14 protein-coding genes are annotated in these 20,932 nt (G+C 67.1%); 9 read left to right on the forward strand and 5 right to left on the reverse strand.

Translation table 11 applies throughout. The features are described from left to right. Positions 1-274 precede the first annotated feature (274 nt). The 4 genes from AB0B25_RS06580 (at position 275) to AB0B25_RS06595 (ending at position 2,698) form a co-directional block, all read left to right on the forward strand. Positions 275-886: a hypothetical protein gene (locus tag AB0B25_RS06580; RefSeq protein WP_357175670.1), complete on the forward strand. Its 612-nt coding sequence runs from the start codon at positions 275-277 to the stop codon at positions 884-886. Between the two features lie 11 nt (positions 887-897). Continuing rightward, a complete protein-coding gene (locus AB0B25_RS06585; RefSeq protein WP_357175672.1) occupies positions 898-1,110 on the forward strand; it encodes a hypothetical protein in 213 nt (70 codons plus the stop codon). A gap of 657 nt (positions 1,111-1,767) precedes the next feature. Beyond that, entirely contained in the window at positions 1,768-2,340 is a 573-nt protein-coding gene (locus AB0B25_RS06590; RefSeq protein WP_357175675.1) for a TetR/AcrR family transcriptional regulator, read from the forward strand. Between the two features lie 106 nt (positions 2,341-2,446). Then, the gene (locus AB0B25_RS06595; protein ID WP_357175678.1) at positions 2,447-2,698 is read left to right on the forward strand and encodes a hypothetical protein; all 252 of its coding nucleotides are present in this window, start codon (positions 2,447-2,449) and stop codon (positions 2,696-2,698) included. A gap of 482 nt (positions 2,699-3,180) precedes the next feature. On the opposite strand, the gene AB0B25_RS06600 is transcribed toward AB0B25_RS06595, so the two are convergent. Continuing rightward, entirely contained in the window at positions 3,181-5,304 is a 2,124-nt protein-coding gene (locus AB0B25_RS06600) for a hypothetical protein (RefSeq protein WP_357175681.1), read from the reverse strand. 1,095 nt (positions 5,305-6,399) lie between these two features. On the opposite strand from AB0B25_RS06600, the gene AB0B25_RS06605 reads away from it, so the two are divergent. Beyond that, on the forward strand, positions 6,400-9,318 hold the full coding sequence (locus AB0B25_RS06605) for an AAA family ATPase (protein WP_357175684.1): 2,919 nt from the start codon (positions 6,400-6,402) through the stop codon (positions 9,316-9,318). Between the two features lie 82 nt (positions 9,319-9,400). On the opposite strand, the gene AB0B25_RS06610 is transcribed toward AB0B25_RS06605, so the two are convergent. Further along, complete coding sequence (locus AB0B25_RS06610) at positions 9,401-9,739, reverse strand: hypothetical protein (RefSeq protein WP_357175687.1); 339 nt, start codon at positions 9,737-9,739, stop codon at positions 9,401-9,403. 124 nt (positions 9,740-9,863) lie between these two features. Further along, positions 9,864-14,651, reverse strand: coding sequence for a cation-translocating P-type ATPase (locus tag AB0B25_RS06615; protein ID WP_357175777.1), 4,788 nt, complete (start codon positions 14,649-14,651; stop codon positions 9,864-9,866). Between the two features lie 398 nt (positions 14,652-15,049). Between AB0B25_RS06615 and AB0B25_RS06620 the strand changes: the two genes are divergently transcribed. Both AB0B25_RS06620 and AB0B25_RS06625 read left to right on the forward strand, forming a co-directional pair. Beyond that, the gene (locus AB0B25_RS06620) at positions 15,050-15,460 is read left to right on the forward strand and encodes a hypothetical protein (protein ID WP_357175689.1); all 411 of its coding nucleotides are present in this window, start codon (positions 15,050-15,052) and stop codon (positions 15,458-15,460) included. Further along, a complete protein-coding gene (locus AB0B25_RS06625) occupies positions 15,457-15,657 on the forward strand; it encodes a DUF6186 family protein (protein WP_357175690.1) in 201 nt (66 codons plus the stop codon). The genes AB0B25_RS06620 and AB0B25_RS06625 overlap by 4 nt, the downstream gene beginning before the upstream one ends. 70 nt (positions 15,658-15,727) lie before the next feature. Here AB0B25_RS06625 and AB0B25_RS06630 read toward each other — a convergent pair whose 3' ends face one another. Together AB0B25_RS06630 and AB0B25_RS06635 are read right to left on the reverse strand one after the other, a co-directional pair. Further along, positions 15,728-18,010: a glycosyl hydrolase family 65 protein gene (locus AB0B25_RS06630; protein ID WP_357175693.1), complete on the reverse strand. Its 2,283-nt coding sequence runs from the start codon at positions 18,008-18,010 to the stop codon at positions 15,728-15,730. Between the two features lie 211 nt (positions 18,011-18,221). Then, on the reverse strand, positions 18,222-18,884 hold the full coding sequence (locus AB0B25_RS06635) for a TetR/AcrR family transcriptional regulator (protein WP_357175696.1): 663 nt from the start codon (positions 18,882-18,884) through the stop codon (positions 18,222-18,224). 104 nt (positions 18,885-18,988) lie between these two features. Here AB0B25_RS06635 and AB0B25_RS06640 point away from each other — a divergent pair, with 104 nt between their 5' ends. After that, positions 18,989-19,864: a metal-dependent hydrolase gene (locus AB0B25_RS06640; RefSeq protein WP_357175699.1), complete on the forward strand. Its 876-nt coding sequence runs from the start codon at positions 18,989-18,991 to the stop codon at positions 19,862-19,864. Further along, positions 19,861-20,931: a PDR/VanB family oxidoreductase gene (locus AB0B25_RS06645; RefSeq protein WP_357175702.1), complete on the forward strand. Its 1,071-nt coding sequence runs from the start codon at positions 19,861-19,863 to the stop codon at positions 20,929-20,931. The genes AB0B25_RS06640 and AB0B25_RS06645 overlap by 4 nt, the downstream gene beginning before the upstream one ends. Position 20,932 lies beyond the last annotated feature (1 nt).

The following is a 20,932-nucleotide window of genomic DNA, read 5'->3' on the forward strand; positions in this document are numbered from 1 at the left end:
GGTTCGCGGCGCATGATGCGGGAGTGGTCGAATTCCCGGCCGCGGAACTTCGGAATTTTGCCGGCAACGCCGTGTCCACCGAGGAGCTCGGCGCGCGGCGTATTGCTGCTGTACACGGTGTGTCAACGGCTCCGCCGCAGCCTGAATTCCGACGATCGAGCGGTCCTGATACGCCCCTTCCGGTCCGCCGCTCCGGAGAGACCGCTCGGCTCTCAACCGGCGAATCGGAGATGAGCTGGCAGAGCGTCACGGGTTCGAGGTGTATGGCTTCGGTATGCCTGGCGTCGATACGGACACGGTCCGCGACATCTCCTCGGCACTGGACGACATGCTCGCCAAGTATCCGCGCACAAAGATCTTGTCGGTGGAAATCAGCAATGTGGAGGGAGATATCGCTCAGGCACTGGAAGATGTGTTGCGGCACAGCGGCGTCAAGGGAACCAGGATACTTTTCTCCGACAGATTCGCCACAGATCGAAACCTGCTGTCCACGGCGGTGCGCGATGCGGTGCAGCGGGGCCATTGCAATTCGATGCCCGCACCGCCGGCATACAGCGCGATAGTTCACGAATTCGGTCATGCCCTGAGTTTTTCAGGTCGGTCGGCGGCAGTGGGCAGGGCTGATTCCGATCTGCTCGAACATTATCTCCGGACCGACGGTAGCCGACTCTCCGGGGGCGGCATCATGGAGTCGTATCGGACATGGCGTGCTCAGCTGAGCGGATACAGTTTCTGGCGGGGAGAATTCGATCCGATCGAGGCTTTGCCCGAGGCATTCACCGATGTGGAGCTGAACGGCGGCAGTGCTAGCGAACCCGCACAGGTGCTGTTCCGAACACTGGTGGACGCCGCGGAGTCGCAGTGGCGGGGAGAAGGGTTGATGTGAGAGGTAGAGGATTGTCGGTCGATCAGGTGCGGCGTAACTTCGATTCCGGTCTTGCCCGGGCAGTGGAAGGCTTGGCGCCACCCTCTCGCACGGGCCTCGGGCCCGATGTCGAGGGCGCATTGATCGCGATAGTGGTGGCCTACCCGGCCGGGAATGAAGAGCTGATCGCGAATGCCCGGCGCGCGTTTGCGCGCGAATTGGCCGGACGCGAGCACGATAGTTAGGTAGGCGGTGGTCTCGGTTGTCTTCCATGGGTGGGGCTTTGTGGTGGAGACCCGCGACATCGTCGAGGTCGACCGCGGCGCACGTCATCCAGGTCCGCCGCGAGGGGGGTACTGGTCGCTCGTGTGCGAACCGCACCGCGACGGTACTTCAGCCACCATGGAGCTGGTTCGTGAACTGTTGTCCGACAGGATTTCTCGGCAGTTCATCCCCGGCTGCGGAGTTCTGATGCGGGCCGGCGCCGTGTAGGTGCAGGGCACGGGTTCACAGTGTAGGGATTTGCCCCATGCTGAGTCGGTCGGAGAAGTGGAAGGGTTGAACTGTGGCACAGACCCTCCGACTGCATCCCCGAACCGTCCGGTGTCGATCGCGTCGTATGGCGGCGCGACGGAATATCGCTCGCAGACAACTGACGAAGCGCCGCTGAACGCTCGGTCTGCGTGTCGTGAGCGGCGCTTGGCGTCAGGCAACGCTTCCACCCGCTGTGGTCGACTCCATCGAGTGCTATTTCCTCCCCCCAACACGCGCACTCGGTGTCCACCCCCAGGTATCCGCCCTTCCCGGTCCGTGTCTTTCCGTTCGTCCGTGTATCGGTGCGAACCAGAACCGTACCTGCGTGTCCGCACACTGAATTTCCGACCTGACAGGCAGCACATCCGATGACATCCACGACGCGTTTGCTTCGCGTACAGGCCACTCGCGGCCGTGTACTCGATGCGGCGACCGAGCTCTTCCTCCGCAATGGGTTGCACGCCACTACCACCGACATGGTCGCGCAACGTGCCGGACTCTCCCGAGGGACTGTCCAACGGCTCTATCCCCGCAAACGCATGCTGGCCGCTGAGGTAACAGAGCGCCTGTGCCGTCGCGCTATCGACCGAATGCACCAGCGCCAGCCGCGGGACATCGACGACCTGATCGTCATGCTCACCTCGTGGGCGCACCTCATTGTGTCCCGGCCCCGCTGGATCACCCTCTACATCGAACTCAGGTTCATCGATGATGCGTGCCTGAGCGCCGTATTCCATCGACGGGCACGATTGCGTGAATCCCTGTCCGAACTCCTCGACAAGGTTGATGCCTGCGATCCGTCACGGTCCGAAGCCACAGCGGAATTCCTGCTGACCATCATCCTCGGTATGGCCCTTCAGCACGCCCACGGTGCTGGTCCCGACCTCGCTGACATCCGCTCGCACATTCGGCTCGTGGTGGGCGGAGCCGGGACCAGATGACCGCCGGCATATGGAGGTCGGAGCCGTTGAGAAGCACTGTGTTCGGTGTCCGTTCCGGCGAAGGCGCGCAAGCGCTGTATCGAACCTCGGTGGAGGAGGAGTCGGAATGGCGGAGAGAAGGGTTGAAGTGAAACGCGCAGGATTGCCCATCGACCAGGTGCGGCGTAACTTCGATTTCAGTCTGGCCGGGGCGCTGGAGGGACAGACTCCCTGTTGTCGAACGGGCCTCGGGCCTCATGTCGAAGATGCGTTGATCGCTATGGTCCTGGCATATCCGAGCGCCGGTGAAGAGCTGATCGCGAACACCCGGCGCGAGTTCGCTCGAGAAGTGGCCAGACGCGAGCACGACAGGGGGTAGCGGCCGCCCGGTTTCCGCTCGAGTAGCGGAACAACCGGGAGTCCGAGGCCGAGTCCCCAGAGGGTATTCGTCTCTCGCCAGGTCGACACCGCGGTGGTCCGGCCCGGTCGTTCGCCGGGGCCGGAGATCCACAGGGGCGAAGCTTCGACTTGGCCGCGGATTCCAGCAGCCTTGCGCCGCGTCGGCCGCTGACCGGGGCGGGCTGATCGACTCGAGAGCGGTGCCGCGGAACGACGCGGCGCCAAATCATCGGCTTCGGACGTCAGCGTCGGTGCCCGCCCAATCGGAGACCCCGTCGGAAGGCGCGGTCGTCGATCGACCCCCCAGGAGCGCATGCCAGACGCTTGCCTCCATGGGTGGATCTTCTGGTAGATACCAACAGTCGTCGACCCGGCGCGCCCATAGGTCGTCACGCGGTGTGCGAGGTCTGCTGGCTGACCGTTGATTCTCTGCCTTGGCGGTATCAGCAGGCTGGACGGGTATCAGGGTCGCGGTGGTGCGTTCCATGGGGTCCTGTTGACGCCGGACGCCCAGAGGTCGGTGTACTGGGCGGCGCTGATCTCGGCTTGGACCGCTCTCCACCGGGTGGGATCGGCCGGCGCCTGCATCAGGCTTTCAACCGCCTCCGCGGATCGTCTGGCGTGTTCGGTCCCGATGTATGCCATCATGCGGCCGCCGCTGTCGAGTGTGGCGCCCTTTTCTTCGGTCGCCATTTTTCTTATCGCATGTAGTTCTTCCATTGTGGGATCCGCGAAATAATTGTGGACTCGGATCCGCTCCGCATCCGTGAGGCCGGGAATGACCCTTTCCCCGTTGGCTTCTCGAAACTTCAGCGCAAACCCCTCGAGCGTTGCGAGACTGGCCGGCGAGTGGCCCTCGGTCTCGGCGAGTCGCAATGCCGTGACGAGTCTGCCGACGGGCTTGGACAGGAGAGTTTCGTCCTCGGCGTCGCGCAGTACCCTCGCATGGAGCCGGAGGGCTGTGTAGATCTGATTTCTGTCGGTGAATTTGGCAGCGACGAGGGCGGCACCAGCGTTACCGAGGCTTCCGCCCATTTCGAGCACACCGTGAACGGCAGCGGCGGCACCTCGAGCGGTGCCTATGCCGCCGCCTCGTTTGCCTGCATCGACCGCGGCGGCCCTGAGCTGCTCGCGGTCCCTGAGCATCGCTAGCTCCCCTCGGTACCTCAGCCGCGTGTCGGGGTCGAACGGTGATTTGCGCCCCATGAGCAAACCCACTATCGGGCTCGAATTCAGGGTGCTCACTGTGGCGAGGTTGGCGAGTAGTGCAGCGGGGAGGGAGTTTTTGGCACCTCCCGAACCCATCCCCGGACCACCGCCACCACCGCCGGATCCGGACGGGCCCTGCAGGGCCGAGGCGACTCGGTTGGCCGCCCTGTTGTTGCCGCTGTCCAGGCTGCCGGCCAGGCGTCGCAGCTGGACGATAGCGCCGAGCATCACTATCCCGGCGAGGACGAATACCGTCATGACCTGGTTTCGGGCCGCATGAAAAATATCGCCCAGGAATAGGCAGTAACCACCGAGAAACACGGTGTAGCCGGCCATCCTCCCTGCGGACATCCACGTATCGACAATATTGCGGACCAGGAACGTCTGCGTGGGCCCGTAAATGAATCCGCCCGCGGCGAATCCGAGAATTGCCATGATGGCGTGATAGATGGAGTTCAACGCGCTCCATACGATCTTGCAACCCAGATAGGTTCCGAAGAGCAGGACGATGGTTCCGAAGATCAGCAGTAGCAGCCCCGTGGTGACCTGACCGAAACCGGGATCGGTGGCTTTGGCGTGGGCGCTCGAGTCGCCGCAGGCTCTCATCGCTTCCACGACGCGCGCATCGTCACCCGTCCGGACTGTCGCCGACCAGGCCGCGCGGCAACGGGGCGATTCATCCACCACATGACCGAAATTCCATACCTGCAAGGGCCGCCGGACGAAATTGTCCGCGAGGGTTCCCTGGATACCCGACACCACGGTGCGGGGATTCGGGTCGGAGTCGCCGTTGAGTCCCGCGGCGATCGAGACGCCGACGTCGCGGCCTTGGGCCAAAAGGCCATGCGAGGAAAGCACATCGGCCAGCGGATCCGCCAGATATGTCGGTCCGAGTACCGCCACGCCTACCATGGTTGCCACCTGTATCGCCGCTTTGGCGTGATGTCCACGCACCACGAACCAGGCGACAAAGAACGCGCCGACCGCTGCCGCTGTCGTCAACACCATGGGGGTGGCGACCTGATCGGCCAGTCGGTCGGCGGCGCCGGTCCATGCTCGGCCGAAGACGTCGAGCCATTGAAAGGTCAGCGCATAGCTGATCACCCAGAGCGCAAGCACCACGATCGCCATGTATCCGGCGAACTCCACACCGAGTACCAATGCCAGCGTCGTTTTATACGGGTTCAGAACGTTGCCGTGATCGGTGACGAACATATAGTCGGCCATGGACACCCCCGAGGAATCCCGGATCTCCATCCAACTGAGCCCGTCGATCGCGGACGTTCCCGCCACAACCGTGCTGTTCTGCGCGGTGGCGACGGCCCCGACGATGCCCGGGATCACCAGCAGGACAGCGACGACGACCAGAAACCACACGGTTCTGCGTCGTCGGAGTGTGGCACCGACCCAGGCACCACACCGTCGTGCCACCGTCCGCGGTCGCCACCGCGCGGGATCCCAGAACACCGACGCCGACCGGGATCGTCGACCTCCCGATTCGACATTCGTCGTCATCGAAGATCGCCGATTCCGTTGGCACAGGCGCGCGACGGCTGTGCGAACCGCGGCATCGACATGCGGCTCGGGCTGCAACGAACCGACTCGGACCGCATCTTGGGTGGATGTACGTCGTTGTGCTGCACAGTGTGTGGGCGGTTGCCGCACCGGCTCCGATGTTGGGTGCAGATGCGTAGTACGTCCTCGAAGCGTTGGTGCCGAACCTGATCACCCGAGGTCGCGGGGCTGAATCGAGTATTGACAGCAGGAAATCCGAGCACGCCACGACGGTTCCACGGCGGCGCAGTCGAGGGTAATGGGGGAGATGCCTACGGTGGGCCGTCCAGTCGGCAGGACAGGTTTCGTCGACACTGGCATCCAGCCATAAAAATTGTCGTCGGTCGGATCCGAGTCGACAAGTGTCTCGTGCAGAATGGTCGGTCATTTCGGCGCCGTACGCAGGCGCCCGCGACCCGGTCTTGTTCTCAGCGAATCGGAGTGATGTCGATCGCCGAAGTCATCGATTCTGCGAGTGCGGCGAACCGTGGCTGATGGAACGCTGGTCGAGGACGGCGTGTTGGGTCCGCAGGTCAGGCGTGGACGCTGCGCGAAAAGGCCATAGGCGAACAACTTTGGCCTGGTTCCGGAAACCGGCCGCCCACCCTCCGGCTACGCGCAGAAGGTCGGCTGTGTCGGTGTGGTTCTTTGCCAACGGAATGCTGGTTCGCATATCCGGCCCGGGCTTCGGTGGCCGCACCTGGCACGCCGCACACCGGCACGAGCGTCGTCGACGCAGTGACTCGTATCGCAATCGGCGCTTAGACGTACGGCGAAGACAAGCAGATGACCGATTGGATGCACACAGAACCGTTCCAGGACTTCATAAACCAGACAATCCGCTAGTATCGGGCTCGAGGAGGATGCCCGGCTGTTAGCTGTGGTCGATCCGCTGGATGGTGACCTTGTGGAGGCTCGATGGCGGCGATCGGCGCCCATGGCGGCCGACGTGTAACTCTGGTAGGCCGGGCCTGCGAGCTACAGCGTGTGGATGAAGTGCTGGCGAATGCGCGGTCGGGCGCCGCGGGCGCGGTGGCCGTGGTGGGCGAACCGGGTATCGGCAAGACCCGCCTGTTGGGGGAGTTGTGTGACCGAGCGACCACCGCGGGTTTCGACGTCTTGACCGGACGCGGAACCGAGATGGAACGTGAAATTCCGTTCGGGCTGATTGTCGAGGCCATCGATCACAGGTTCCGGTCGCTCGACTCCCGAATCATCGTGGATTTGGGTCCGGATCGGATGGCCGAGCTGGCTGCGGTGCTGCCGTCGTTGTCCGGACACGGCAGGCAGCTCGCGAGCCGACTGGAAGTGGAGCGCTTCGAGTTCCATCGCGCGGTGCGCGCCACGTTCGATCAGCTCGCGTCGCGCAGGCCGACGGTGTTGGCCCTCGATGACGTGCATTGGGCCGACCCGGCCTCGGTAGAGCTGATCGGTCACCTGCTCAGGCGCCTGGTGCCGTGCATGGTGCTCGTTCTGGCATATCGTCCGCAGCAAGTGGGGCGTTTGTTGCTGGATGCGGGTACGCACGCGGCGCGCGAAGGCCTGCTGTCCGAGCTGGACCTGGCGCCGCTGACCCTCGATGAGGCGGCCGAAGCGCTGGGGGAGCGGCCGGATTCCGCGGTGATCCGGGCGCTGCATTCCGAAAGTGGCGGAAACCCCTTTTACCTGGAACAGCTGGCGCGGATGTCGAAGAAACCTTTGCCGAGTCCGCTGCCTGATGGGAACGTGACGCATTGGTCCGGCGCTGATATCCCCACCCCGCTCCGAATGACGATCACCCAGGAGCTGACGGGATTGGCGGTCGAAGAACTCAGGGTGCTTCGGGCCGGAGCAGTGGCCGGTGACCATTTCGATGTCGGTCTGGTCGCCGCGATCGCCGAGTCCGACGAGGCTCAGGTGTTGAAATGCCTTGATGAGCTCGTCGCCGTCGATCTGGTTCGTCCGGACACGACGCCGGGTCAGTTTCGTTTCCGGCATCCGATCGTGCGCCGAGTGGTCTATGACGGGGCGATGCCGGGCTGGCGGTTTGCTGCGCACCGGCATGCGGCGCGCGCACTGGATCGGCGTGGCGCCGCGCTGGCGTCGCGAGCTCATCACATCGCACACTCGGCAGTGGTCGGCGATGACGACGCTGTCGGGCTCCTGACCGAGGCCGGGCGCGCTGTCGCGCCGCGTGCGCCCGCGGCGGCCGCGGGGTGGTTCGAGGCCGCGGTGCGCCTTTTGCCTGAGACCGGTGCAGACGAGCGGCGGCACGAGTTGATCGTGTCGCTGGCGGCCGCGCTCGGATATTCCGGTCGCTTGCGCGACAGCCGCACGGTGCTGGAACAGGCGCTGCCGCTGCTTCCGGTCGATGCGCTCGGTGCGCGGGTGCGGATCATCGGCATGATGGCCAACGCCGATCACGGACTCGGACGAGCCGAGGACGCGCACCACCTGCTCGTCACAGCTCTCCGGGAGACAACCGAAGGCAGCGCGGAGGCGGTGCCGTTGGAGCTGGCGCTGGCCGAGAACTGCCTCATGCGACGGCAATGGGGGGAGGGCATCGAGGTGGCTTCGCAGGCTCGCAGCAAGGCCGAAGCGCTCGGCGACTCCCGGCTACTGGTGGCGGTGAATGCCATGCTGGCCTTGTTGACCAACCACCAGGGCGACAAAGCGCGCTCGCAGTATTTCGCCGGCCTGGTCGCCGACCATATCGATGTCAGTGACGTCGTCCTGGCGCCCGAATTGCTCGAACCCCTGGCCAACCTGGTCGATGCCGAAGTCGGCATCGACCAGGTTCGGGCGGCCGTCCGCCACGCCGAACGCGGGTTGACGATCAGCCGTGCCACCGGTCATGGCCATGTCGTCGCTCGATTCATGTTCGGTGCGGCGCTGGCGAAGATGCTCCTCGGCCAACTTCGAGAAGCCCGGCGTCTCGCGGAGTCCGCGGCCGAGATGGCATTGCTGCTCGACAACGACCAGCTCCGGACAACCGCGGAAGGTATTCGGTGTTATGTCGAGACGTTGAGTGGTGATCTGCCGGCGGCAGTGCGTGCGGGACGTGCTGGGGTGCAGGCGGCCGAACGCACACCGGGCGCGCACTACGCATGGGCGGCGCGCGCGTCTTACGGCCAAGCGCTCATCGAAGCGGGTGAGTTCGGCCGTGGTCGCCGGGAATTATTGTCGATCGGCGGCCCCGATCTGTCCGATATGCCGCCCACAGCGCGGTCGTTCTTCGAGCCGGCACTGGTCAAAGCCGAATTGGCCGCAGGCCGCATCGATGCGGCCGCGGCGATCACCCGGCGGATGGAGGACCTCACGTTCGGTCTGCAATCCCGGACGGGACAGGCCCACTACGCCAAGGCGCAGACACAGATCGCGCGAGGCGAATTCGCGGTCGCGGCCGCGACCGCCCGACAGGCACAGGAGTGCTTCATCGAAGCGGAGTGGGCCGTGTTCTCCGCCCGGGCACAACTTTTGGCAGGCTGCGCCCTGGCGCGAGCCGATCAGAGCGCAGCAGCGATCGACGACCTCGAACTCGCCTACGGCATATTTCGACAAACCGGAGCTGCCCGACTCGCCGACGAGGCCGCGAAGGAACTCCGAAACCTGGGAAGGCGCGTCCAGCGCAGACCAGAGACCGATGAAGCGGTCAGCCCGTCCACCCTGACCGAACGCGAGCGCGATATCGCCGAGCGAGTAGCGCGGGGATACACCAACCGGGAAATCGCGGCCCAACTTTTCATCAGTCCCAAGACCGTCGAGAAACACCTCGCGCGAGTCTTCGCCAAACTCGGCACGTCCTCCCGTGCCGCTGTGGCGGCGGCAATGAACAGCGCCCACAGTGATTCCGAGTAGACGGTATTCCGTGCAGTGGCCGCAGGTCGGTCGGTATGGTCACCGCGTGGTCACCGCGGTGAGCGGGGACTGTCCCGCTGAATCACGACGCGGTGCCGGCACGAGTCTTTGTCGGCCCGGATCTGGCACTGCGAGTGGTCTTGTCGGTCGGGGTGCTCTTGGGGGTGCGGGACCTGACCCGGCTGACGAGAAATCCACCGGCTCCTAGTGCGGCGGCGACCGGCCATTCGATGGTTCCGGCGATCGCGAGCGCCCCGAGACCGGTGTAGTACAGGTAGTTGGTCGGCAGGGTCACGGAAACCGGGCCGACTTCGACCACGGCGCCGGGTCCGGGCACGGTCAGCGATGCGCTGGCGAAAGGCAGCTTGATCGACGAGGTCGGGGTCGACGGTTCCGCCTGGGCGGTGGGAGTCTTCGCCATGCGGAGGGTTTCCCGGCGCAGCGGATTCGGTGGGGGACACAGGCTTCTCCTCCTGACGTCACAGCGGTTCGATCCGGTTCGATCCAGGAGCGTTCATGCTCGACGCAATGCTCGCGCCGAGCACTCAATGATCTCTCTGCGGGGTGGCGCCGGGCAAGGTGTCGGCGTCCGGCAGGCGGCGGGGAGTGGCATATTCGGTCAGCCACCGAGGGAGGAACACCGAGGCGACGACGGTGGTCGTGGTGGCGGCGATCACTCCGCTCCAGGCCACCGGCCCCAGGGGTGTGCAGCCGAAGAAGTGGCTGATGCCCGGCGTCTGGACGATGCCGACCAAGACGACAGCGCTGCCTGCGGCGGTGGCGATGACCAGAGGACTGCGGTGGCGGGTGAGCAGTGTTTGCGCCAGTTGGGTGCCCACCAGCGCTGTCAGGCCCATGGTCGTGGACCGGCGTCGGGTCCCTGGGGTCCAGCAGCCGATCATCCAGGCGATGGTCGCGGCGGTGGCGGTGACGGCACCTCGGTTGATGATGGCCTGCACCAGAGGTCGGTCCAGGGAAGGGGCCGGCTCGGTGAGCACCGCGTGCCGGTGGGCGCGGTGTGCGGCGTCGAGTTCCTCGTCGGTGACGGCCGCCGCTTCCTCCGGGGACCGACGCTGCGGGGTCACCGCGACGGCCAGGGCGGGAAACATATCGGTGAGCAGGTTGACCAGCAGCAGTTGCCGGGTACCGATCGGTGCGCGGCCACCGAACGCGGTGCCGAGGATGGTGAAGGCGACTTCGCCGGCATTACCGCCGAGCAGCATCACCAGTGCGTCACGCACGCTGCCCCACATGTTCCGGCCCTCCACGAGGGCGTCGAGTAGCACGGTCAGGTCATCGTCGGTCAGCACCAGGTCCGCGGCGCCCCGCGCTGCGGAGGAACCGCGGCTGGTCACGCCGATCCCGACATCGGCCATTCGGATCGCGGCGGCGTCGTTGGCGCCGTCGCCGACCATCGCGGTGACCCCGCCGGCGCGTTGCAGGGCGGAGACCACTTGCACCTTCTGCTCCGGGCTGACCCGGGCGAATACCTGTGCGTCGGCGACCAACTCGGCCCGGGAGTCCTCGTCGAGGGCAGCGAGTTCGGCTCCGGTGACGACCCGGATATCGTCGGCCAAGCCGAGCCGGTGGGCGATGGCACGGGCCGTGACCGGGTGGTCGCCGGTGATCAGCGCGACTTTGTGGTCGGCGGCGAGGAGTTGCTCGAGCAGCGGACGCGCCGATGGTCGTGGCGTGTCGGCCAGACCGAGGAATCCGAGCAACTCCAGTTCCGATGCGGCGTCGTCGACGGCGTCGGTGTCGCTGTCGACGGCCAAATCGGCTCCCGCGACACGGTGGGCGATCGCCAGTACCCGCAGGCCCTGTTCGGCAAGGCTGTGCACAAGGGCTTCGGCCCGGTCCCGTTCCGCGCTCGGGTCAACGAACCGGCAGCGGGCCAGTACCACCTCGGGGGCGCCTTTGACCACCAGCAACTGCCGTGGTGTTCCGGCCCCATTCGGTTGCGGCGCACCGACGGCAGCCGCGTAACCGCGTCCGGATTCGAAAGGCATCGCTACTGTCACATCCCAGTTCGCCGCAGCGGCGGGCACCGCGGCGACCGCGGCGAGGATCGCTTCGTCAGTGGCATGTGCATGGCCCTGGTCGGGACCCGGACATGGACAGGCGCGGCCTGCTGCTTGCAAGACGCTCACGACGTCCGGGGCGTCCGGAGTCCGGACGGGATCGTGCGGGTCCTGATGCGCGGTGGCGGCCGCGACGACGCGCAAACGGTTTTCGGTCAGGGTCCCGGTCTTGTCGAAGCAGACGGTATCGATGCGGCCCAGGGCCTCGAGGGTGCGAGGGGTACGCACCAGCACACCTCGTGCGGACAAGCGCCGAGCAGCGGCGAGTTGGCCGACGGTCGCCACGAGCGGAAGCCCCTCGGGGACCGCGGCCACGGCGATCGCGACGCCATCTGCGACGGCATCGCGCAGCGGGCGGCGTCGGAGCAGGGAAAGGCCGGTCACCACACCGCCGCCGACGAGAGTAAGCGGCAGTACGGTCGCGGTGAGTTCGCGCAGTCGGGCTGCCACTCCGGCCGGCGCCGCGACCTGCGCTACGGAGGAGATCGCGCGGTGGGCTGCAGTGCTGGCGCCGGTCGCCACGACGATCGCCCGGGCGCTGCCCGCGACGACGATCGAGCCCTCGAAGATCATGCTCGATCGGTCGGCCGGATCGGTGACGGGGACCGGCTCCACCTGTTTGGCGACCGGCACCGACTCGCCGGTCAGGGACGACTCGTCGACCTCGAGGTCGGTGGCCACCAGCAACCGCGCATCGGCGGGAACCACTTCCGGGGCGCGTAGGTCGATGACGTCGCCTGGGCGTAGCCGAGTGGCGGGCACCGTCACGGTGGGTTCGGCAGTGCGGGCGAAGGCCAGCCGGCGCCGGGTATTGGCGATCACCGGTATCACGACGCGGCGCGCGACTTGGCGCTGCTCGGCGAACAACTCCGCGGCCGCGTTGTCTGCCCGCACCCGCTGCCCACCTCCGACCAGGGCGTTTCCTGCCATCACTCCGGTCACCAGCAGCGCATCGACGCTGCTGCCCAGAATCGCCGATGCCGCCGCGCCGACCGCCAACACCGGGGTCAGCGGGTCAGTCAACTCGCTACGAGTCGCGGCTGCCAACCGAACGACTCCACCCGCCGGCCCCCGCAGCGGGGCCAGCAGCGCACTGTCGGACAGGTCGTCGAGCCGCCGACGCCAGGCCGGGGTGACCGGGGCGGGCGCCGCCAGCGGCCGCCGCCCGCCGGTGAGGCGCTGGTAGACGATCTCGGGGTCGAGCGCGTGCCATGCCGTCAACGGTTGTGGGTCCGGATCGGGTCGACGCAGCACCGACCGCGCGGTGACCGTCCCCGAGAGCAGAGCGGCGGCGCCAGCTGCGTTGACGGGACTGAGCCAACGGCCCAACCCCATCCGGCGCCGACTTCCGGTCTCTCCGGTCACCAGAAGCAGACCAGCCAAGGTGCTGCCTGCTTTCGCCAAACGCACCGCTGCCACACTGGCTCGGCGGGCTGCGGGCAGGGCGGACAAGACCCGCACTGCGGCATTCAGGTCGGTCTCGGTGATGATGTCGGCGGTCCATGGAGCGGCGGCCTTCGGATCATCGAGGGCGACACCGACATCGGCGACGGCGAGGGCCGCCAAAGTGTCGGCCGAGGCGAAGTCGGGATGCAATGCGGTGATCAGCATGACCGGGCCGCGATCGGCGCGCAGACTGCGGACGACCTCGAGCAGTGCGGTGCCCGCTGGATAGCTGGCAGCCACCCCCGCGGCGAGTTCGTCCGTCCCGGCGACATGACGCAACACCACCCGTGTCCCGGTGCGTTGCGCGGTCTGCATCAAAGCGACCGCGTACGGGTCGAGTTCCCACCCCACCGCGACAGTGCCGACGAGTTGTCCGCCGACCATGAGGTCCGCGTCCTCGATTCCCTGCGCCGGTGCGCCGGATGAGCCCCGACGGTTGTGCCACCGCAGCCGTGCGCCGGTGGCGGGCGGTTCGTCCCGGTGGGGATCGGGGGCTCTCTCGCCATGCAGCAGAGCGTCGGCGACCTGGTAGACGCGGTCGTCGTCCCAGTGCTCCGAAACGGTGCGTGCGTGCAGCACCGTGCGCGCGTCTCCACGCAGTGCCGCACCATCGATGATCACGACCTGTATCCGATCGAGCCGCCGCAGCGCGCCTGGATCCAGGACCAATAGCCCGGCGCGGGCAAGGCCGCGACCCAACACCGCGGCGAACGCTTCCCGGCCCAGATGTGCGGCCTTCGGCACACCGGCCAGCACGGCCTCGGCCACGTCCTGCGCACGTCCGCCGGCGAGCAGGGCTCCCGCCGCGGCCATCAGCGAACCGTTCGCGGCCTGGTCCGCGTAGTCTTCGACCACGCCACCGACGGCCGCCTTCGCCGCGTCGACGGCGACATCGACCGCGGCGTCGACCACGACATGGGAGATCTCACCCGCCGCCGCAGCCGCCCAACTGTGTCGCGGCGCATCGGCGTCGCGGACCAGGGACGAGCGGACCGGCACCATCGGGGCCTGCGGCCGCGTGGGGACGGCAAGGTCCGGCTCGCGAAGCGCCCATGTCCGTCGGTGCGCCAACGCTTCGGACACCTGGACGACCCGTTGCGTGAAATCCAGCAGCGGAGATCCCGGTGCGTGACCGAGCCCATGGGTGGCCGCCGTCGCGGTGTTGAGCAGGAAGTCGGTGGCCACCCTACCCAGGTGTTCCTCGAGCATGGCCACCACGCGCGGTTGATGATTGATCACCGCGGCCGCGGCTCGGGCGGCTTGTGGCACAGCCGGCACTCGCGCCAGCACGCCCGCGACCGAACCGACGACCGCCGCCACATCCATCGCCCCCGCCACCAGCGGAACCACTACTGCCAACCGATCGCCCGGGTCGGCCACCGGCCGCCACCGCGGCTGCACTACGACGCCCGTGTCCGCGGCTGCGGACACGGCGGCGATCCGGCGAACAGCCGACCAGATCTCCTCCACCCCGACGTGTTCCGCGCGATCGACCACCAGTCGACCCAGCGCGCTCTCCACATGCACCGCAGTCACTCCCGGCACCGCGGCCACCACCGCCTCCACCTCCGCGGCGCGTTCCGCCCACACCGACAACGGCAACACCGAACCCAGCTCGAGGTGCAGGCGACGCCCCTGCGACCACGCAACCGACGGCCCGCCCCCGGCAATGCGGGCGCTCGCCACCGCACCCACCACATCACGACCCACGGTGACAACGGGGCTCACCAACGCCTGCGCCGCGTCCACAGCCGTCTCCGCCGCGGAGGCGCCGGCCCGCAATGCCACGGAACCCGCACCCCACATCAACCCGTTCACCGTCGCCACACCTATCACGTGCGCTCCTTCGCATCGCGGACCACCACAACGGCACCTTGTACCAGCCCATTGTTCACCGCAATCCACCCGCAAACTCTCAGAGAGGCTGTATATGCGATGTATGTCAGCAATTCTGTCCTAGATATGCGAAATTTTTCCGGATCAGCCATTTCTGGGCAACTGAGTGCGGCTCGGTAGGGAGGTCGAGTATCGAGGGCGCTGCCATAGCTCGTTGTCGATGCGCGGCAGTGAGTATGTGCTGGACGGCACGAACCCGTCGCCGCCGGGCAGCTATCGAACGGCGTCCGCCCGGTGTGCCGGATTTCGGCCGCACCCGCTGATGGCGCCTGGCTCGATCCGCCCGCGTGATGTCTTATCCTGCGAATGTGACAGGAGAGCCGGCGCAACCGGCACGTCGAATCCAGTGGTCCCTGGCGGTGGTCGTCAGTGTCCTGGTGGCGGCGGCTGGAGCCGTGACCCGACCGTTCTCCTGGTCGGCGAACGTGCTGGTGGCACTTCCGGTGCTCGCGATCCTGGTGTCGGCGTGGCGTGCGACGCCTCAGCACACGCGGCGCACGGCCCGACTGCGCCGCGCCGTGGCCGTCTGGTCGACGCTCCTCATCGCAGCGACGGCGTGGGAGGCGTATGCGTTTGTGCGACAACCGGATTGGATACGGCCCAGTGTCGACCACCCCACGTTGTCCACGCTGCTGGATCCGGCACTCGAACACGGGCCGCTGCGGTTCGTCGGATGGCTGGCGTGGCTGGGCATCGGCTGGTGGTTGGTGTCTCGATGAGTGATCGTGCGGTCGTCATCGTCGGGTTTGTGTTGCTGCTGCTGGCTGGACTCGGCGTCGTCGTGTTCGCCCGCGCGCGTCGAGAACTGATCGCGTCGCTGGGGGAGACGATGGCCTACCTCACCCGGGCGCGAGCGGCGAGAATCGCCGCCGTACTCGTGTGGGCATGGCTCGGCTGGCACTTTCTGGCGCGTTAGCGCCGCGTAGCCCGCACCCGAAGCGGCAATGTCGAGATCCGCCGGTCTCGTGTTTCGGGCGGTCCCGGGGTTACGGGCAGGCGCTCCTGGTCGGCAGCGTCAGCGGTATTCCCGGGCGGATGGTTGCTGGGCCACCGGGAGTCTCGACAGCAACCGGATCACCCGCGGTGACCTCGACCGTCGTGCCTTCCGGTCGAATCCGCAAGGTCAGCCTGCTCTCGCGTACCGCGAGGTCGCGCACCGTCATGCCGTCGGGAAACCCGCTGGGCAGCATCGGGTCCAGCCGGGGACCCGTCTCGGTCCACCGCAGCCCGCTCGGACCGTAGAGCAAACCCTGAAGGAATCCGCCCGCGCCCGTGACGAAGATCCACGCCGGTTGGCCGACCGTGTTGGCGCCCGATCGCTCGCCACGTGCCTCGGACTGGAACACATACGGTGGCCGGACATATGGCTGCACCGACTGGTCCAGAAACTGCTGGGTGCGGCAGGGGTCGTACTGCGCGCTGAGGATGGCGCCGACACTGTTGCTCATATTGGGGCCGTCGGGATCAGTGCGGTCGAAGTAGTACGCCAGGGTCGCCTCGGGCGAATAGCCCGGAGCCGTATAGGAGTACGGGTAGCTGATCAGCACCGTGTCGGCCTGCTTGATCTTCGCCCCCTGATACCCGAGATATTCGGCGGGCACGCCCGGCGCGATATCCGGCGGCATCGCCATGGTGGCGGCGATATCGGTCCACCGTGGATTCTCCGGCAGTCCGGCCAGCCGGGCGGCCGACATCGCGGTGCGCATCGTGGCCATCACTCCGGCGTTGGTCAGCGCGCTGTCCGCCGAAACCGTGACGTATTCGTCGGCGCCCGCCGCGGGCGCGTAGTGGTAGCGGCCGTCGGGCAGCTTCGGGCCGATTCGTGCGACCTGGTAGTTCGCGATGGCGGTGATCACCGGCGCGCCGCTGTCACGCAGCCATTGCTCGTCGCCGGTGGCCGAGTAGTACTGCCATTGTGCGAGCACGATTTCGTTCCCCAGATGTTCCTGGACCAGTCCGCAGACTCCTGGTGACGCGCATCGCTGTGTCGGTCCGTCGTTCCAGGGATACAGCGCGCCGGTCAGCCCGTAGGCACGTGCGTTCGCCTCGGCTTGCGGCAGCGCCGCGACGCGGAAATCGACCACGGTGCGGGCCAATTCGGGATACAGCGCGAGCAGGGTGGGGAAGATCCAGGTCTCGGCGTCCCAGTAGGTCAGGCCACCGTAGTCGTCCGAGGACAACCCCGCGGGCTGCACGGACCAGCGCTGTCCGGCCCGGACGCTGGACAGTACCGAATACAGTGCGGGCCGGATCCAGTCCCGATAGTCGTCGCGGCCCGGGATCTCGATAGCGGGCTCCCACAGGCGATCCCAGGCCGCGGCGTGTTCGGCGTGGGCCGCGGCGAAACCATGTGCCGCGCCGGAGTCGGAGATCTCGGTGGCGATCGCGCGCGGGTCCGCACCGTCCGTGCTCGAGGCGATTCCCACGTACTTGGTGACCGTGTAGCTGCGGCCCGCCGCGACCGTGCCGTCGAATCGTGTACCGGCCGTGAGCCCGTTCGCGGGTAGCGCGGTGCCATCCAGCTCATCGGGGGTTGTGACCGTGGATACGAGGAAGGCGGTGCTGTCGGTGCCGTCGGCGCGCACGCCGACCGTGATCTGTCTCCGGTCCGGATCGGCGTCCGCCGTCGTCGCGGTGACTCGGCGCGCCGCGGCGCCGTCGATCAGGTCGGTGACCGTCAGCGGCCCCGAGAAGCGTGGGGTGATGGTGAGCTGCTGGACCGCGAGGTTCGGTTGCGCCCGGGACACGAAGGTCCGGTAGGTCAGATCGAGCCGGTGTTCCGCGTCGGGCGCCCAGGTGGCCTCGGTGGTGGCGGTGGCATCGCGGTAGTTCAGGCGCTGGCGGTAGTGCGTGAGCGTGGCCGGGTCGACGTCGGCCTGGTAGGTCCGGCCCGCGACGTCGAGGGTCAAACCCGACCACGCGGGGAGCGCGGCGATCACCTCGGTGTTGTTCAACGACCCGGACTGCCTGGCATAGAAGCCCGCGAGATACGTTCCGGTATAACGCGGTTCCAGTAACGGGAACGAGGTGCGCACCAAGGCGCCGTAATCGTGATACCCGCCGCCGCTCGGTGGGATCATCGCGCCGATGCGCCCGTTGCCCAGATACGGGGCGGCGCGAAAGTTCTCGGGCTCGAACGTCTCCGATACTGCCGACCAGTCGTCTCCGACCGCCTGCTCGTCCTGCGCGACCGCCACCGCGGATATTCCGGGTAACGGTACAAGCGCACAGGTCAACAGCACCGCACCGAAACTCGACACGAGTCGCATCGGGCCGACAGTACTAGCGGGCGCCGCGAGCCCACCGCAACGACACGGGGGCCGCACCGGGCCCACTACTCGGGTACCGGCAACCCGATGCGCCCGTGGATCGCCGAGCACAGCGCGGTCGGCGATGATGAACTCGCGCGCCGAAGCACGTCGTCGATCGCACTGTGCGGTGGCGGCGGACACCGCGGTCCATTCCGGTGTGGACGAACAGCTAGGCCTCGGTGTGGGCCGTCGAGCGCGCCGTGGCGATCCGTTCGATGACATGCGCGGCGTGTTCGTCGAAACGTTCGCGCGGAATCGGGATCGCGCCGTCCAGCCAGGGGCGGTAGAGGTAGGCCAGCGCGCCGAAGATAGCGCTGGCGTTGAGCGCGTTGTCGAAGTCGTCCGGCGGCGGGTCGGCGTAGTCGCCCGCGCCGACGATCATCGCGATCGGCCCGGTGAACAAACCGATGAGTTCGCCGGCGCGCGGCATCAGCACCGGCGTGGCCTGCGATTCCACGAACATGATCCGGCCGCGGCGGCGGTCGGCCACCAGATAGTCGGTGAACACCCCCACCATGTGGCGGAACATCGCGCCCCGTTCGGCCGGCGCGCCGGGCAGCTCTGCGAGCAGCCGGTCGCGCGCGCCGAGGACGACGGTGTCCAGCACGGTGGTCAGCAGGGCGTCCAGGTTGGGGAAACTCTCGTAGAAGTAGCGCTCGGTCAGCCCAGCCTGTCTGCACACGCCGCGCATCGAGGTTTCGGCGGCGCCGACGGTGGCCATCAGCTCTGTGCACGCGTCGATCAGCTGTTCCCGACGGGCGGCCACCCGGTCGGCGGGGGAGCGTCCGCGCCAGCGACGCATACCCGGAATAGACCCGTCCGCTTCGACCATGGCGCCATCCTCTCATAGCAACCGAATTGACATCATGTGATGTTGACAGCAGTTGATGTCACCAATAGATTGCGAGAACGCTGATCAACGATGAGGGGTGTGATATGAGATCTGCCGCTTATACCGACCAGACACACGCGATCAACGCGCGCGCAGTGGACTTCGACTTCGCCACGGTGCCGATGCATTACATCCCCGGTGAAGCGATGGCCACGCACATCATCAACGTCATGCACCTGGTGCTACCCGAAGGCGAGCGCGCGATGGCGCAGGCGCTGGCCGAGGCGCTACCTCTGATCGAGGACGAGCGGCTACGCGAGGAGGTTCGTGGCTTCATCGGCCAGGAGTCCATGCACGCGAGTTCGCACGAGAAAGCGCGCCAGCAGTTGGAGCGACTCGGTCTCGACGTCGGACCGATGGTCGAGCGCGTCGCGTGGCTGATCGACCGGCTGCTCGGCGACCACGGGTTATCGGGCCGGGCCAAGCACGAGTGGCTGTGCGAGCGGCTGGCGCTGTTCGCCGGAATGGAGCACTACACCGCCGTGATCGGCGAATGGCTGCTGACCAACGACAAGCTGGAAGCCAAAGGCATGCATCCGGCGATGCTCGATCTGATCCGCTGGCACGGCGCCGAAGAGGTCGAACACCGCAGTGTGGTCTACGACGCCTACATGTACGTCGACGGCGGCTACGCGCGGAGGGCGCGGCAGGCGCTGATCGCCAGCTCCGGGTTGCTCGCGCTGTTCGTCATCTCGGGCGGCTACCTGTTCCACAAGGATCCGTCCAGAAACAAGGGGCGGTTATGGCCGCTACAGTTGGCCAGCGCGTCGGTCCGCGGCGTGGTGCCCAGTTTCACCACCTTTCTCACCGAGATTCCGCGCTATCTGCGGCCGGGCTTCCACCCGTCGCAACTCGGCCCGAAGGACAATGCGCTGCGTTACCTCGCGCAGTCGCCTGCGGCACGGGCGGCGGACGTATGACGGCCATCGGCGGGCAGTTCCAGCCCGGGGCCGCGCTGCGACTGATCGGCTCGGCGGTCGACGTGTACAAGCGGATCTTCGTCGAAAGTGGCACCGCGCAACTGCTTTCGCGCCCGCACCCGGTGCGGCACTCCGGCTACGACTACGAGGTGGTTGTCGACCGGATCGAGCAGGAGGCCGATCGGGTGGTCAGTCTGCGGCTGCGCGATCCGGACGGTGCGATGCTGCCGGCCTGGACGCCTGGCGCACATCTCGACGTCTTCCTGCCCTCCGGTCGCCAGCGGCAGTACTCGCTCACCGGCGACCCTGCCGACCGCCGGTCCTACCGGATCGCGGTGCGCCTCATCGTCGGCGGCGGGGGCGGATCCTCGGAGATCCACCGCCGACTTCGGGTGGGTGACCGCCTGCGCGTGCGCGGGCCGCGTAACGCGTTCCCGTTCGTCGAGGCATCGTGCTATCTGTTCGTCGCGGGCGGTATCGGGATCACGCCGATTCTGCCCATGGTTGCCGCGGCCGAGCGTGCCGGAGTGCCGTGGCGGCTGATGTATCTGGGCCGCACCAGGGCGCGGATGCCCTTCCTGTACGAGCTCGCCCAGTTCACCGGCGGTGATGTGGTGGTGCGCCCGGACGACGAGTTCGGTCACCCGGACCCCCGGATGATCTTCGAACAGACGCCGACCGGCGCCGCGGTGTACGTCTGCGGCCCGCCTGCGCTGGCCGAGGATGCGCGCGCGGTGCTCGCCCTGCACGACCCGACGGTCTCGCTGCACACCGAGCGATTCTCGCCACTGCCCGTGCGTAATGGCGAGCCGTTCCGTATCCGGCTGCACCGCAGTGGATTCGACGTGGAAGTCGCGGCCGACGAGTCCGCGCTGACAGCTATCCGCCGGGTGTTGCCCGACGTTGCGTACTCCTGTCAGCAGGGCTTCTGCGGCACCTGCAAGGCCGGCGTGCGCGCGGGCGCGGTGGCGCACCGGGACCGGCTGCTGCGCGCCGCCGAACGCGAGCACTCGATGCTCACCTGCGTATCCCGTGCGTGCGGTGGCGAACTAGAACTGGATCTGTGAG

The organism is Nocardia sp. NPDC049190 (assembly GCF_040648115.1).
Classification (GTDB): domain Bacteria; phylum Actinomycetota; class Actinomycetes; order Mycobacteriales; family Mycobacteriaceae; genus Nocardia.

Excerpts from the sequence above, each read along its gene's own strand:
- AB0B25_RS06630 (WP_357175693.1), bottom strand. The coding sequence starts at position 18,010 with ATGCGACTCGTGTCGAGTTTCGGTGCGGTGCTGTTGACCTGTGCGCTT.
- AB0B25_RS06590 (WP_357175675.1), top strand. The coding sequence starts at position 1,768 with ATGACATCCACGACGCGTTTGCTTCGCGTACAGGCCACTCGCGGCCGT.
- AB0B25_RS06580 (WP_357175670.1), top strand. The coding sequence starts at position 275 with ATGCCTGGCGTCGATACGGACACGGTCCGCGACATCTCCTCGGCACTG.
- AB0B25_RS06625 (WP_357175690.1), top strand. The coding sequence starts at position 15,457 with ATGAGTGATCGTGCGGTCGTCATCGTCGGGTTTGTGTTGCTGCTGCTG.
- AB0B25_RS06610 (WP_357175687.1), bottom strand. The coding sequence starts at position 9,739 with ATGGCGAAGACTCCCACCGCCCAGGCGGAACCGTCGACCCCGACCTCG.
- AB0B25_RS06645 (WP_357175702.1), top strand. The coding sequence starts at position 19,861 with ATGACGGCCATCGGCGGGCAGTTCCAGCCCGGGGCCGCGCTGCGACTG.
- AB0B25_RS06605 (WP_357175684.1), top strand. The coding sequence starts at position 6,400 with ATGGCGGCGATCGGCGCCCATGGCGGCCGACGTGTAACTCTGGTAGGC.
- AB0B25_RS06595 (WP_357175678.1), top strand. The coding sequence starts at position 2,447 with ATGGCGGAGAGAAGGGTTGAAGTGAAACGCGCAGGATTGCCCATCGAC.
- AB0B25_RS06640 (WP_357175699.1), top strand. The coding sequence starts at position 18,989 with ATGAGATCTGCCGCTTATACCGACCAGACACACGCGATCAACGCGCGC.
- AB0B25_RS06615 (WP_357175777.1), bottom strand. The coding sequence starts at position 14,651 with ATGTGGGGTGCGGGTTCCGTGGCATTGCGGGCCGGCGCCTCCGCGGCG.
- AB0B25_RS06635 (WP_357175696.1), bottom strand. The coding sequence starts at position 18,884 with ATGGTCGAAGCGGACGGGTCTATTCCGGGTATGCGTCGCTGGCGCGGA.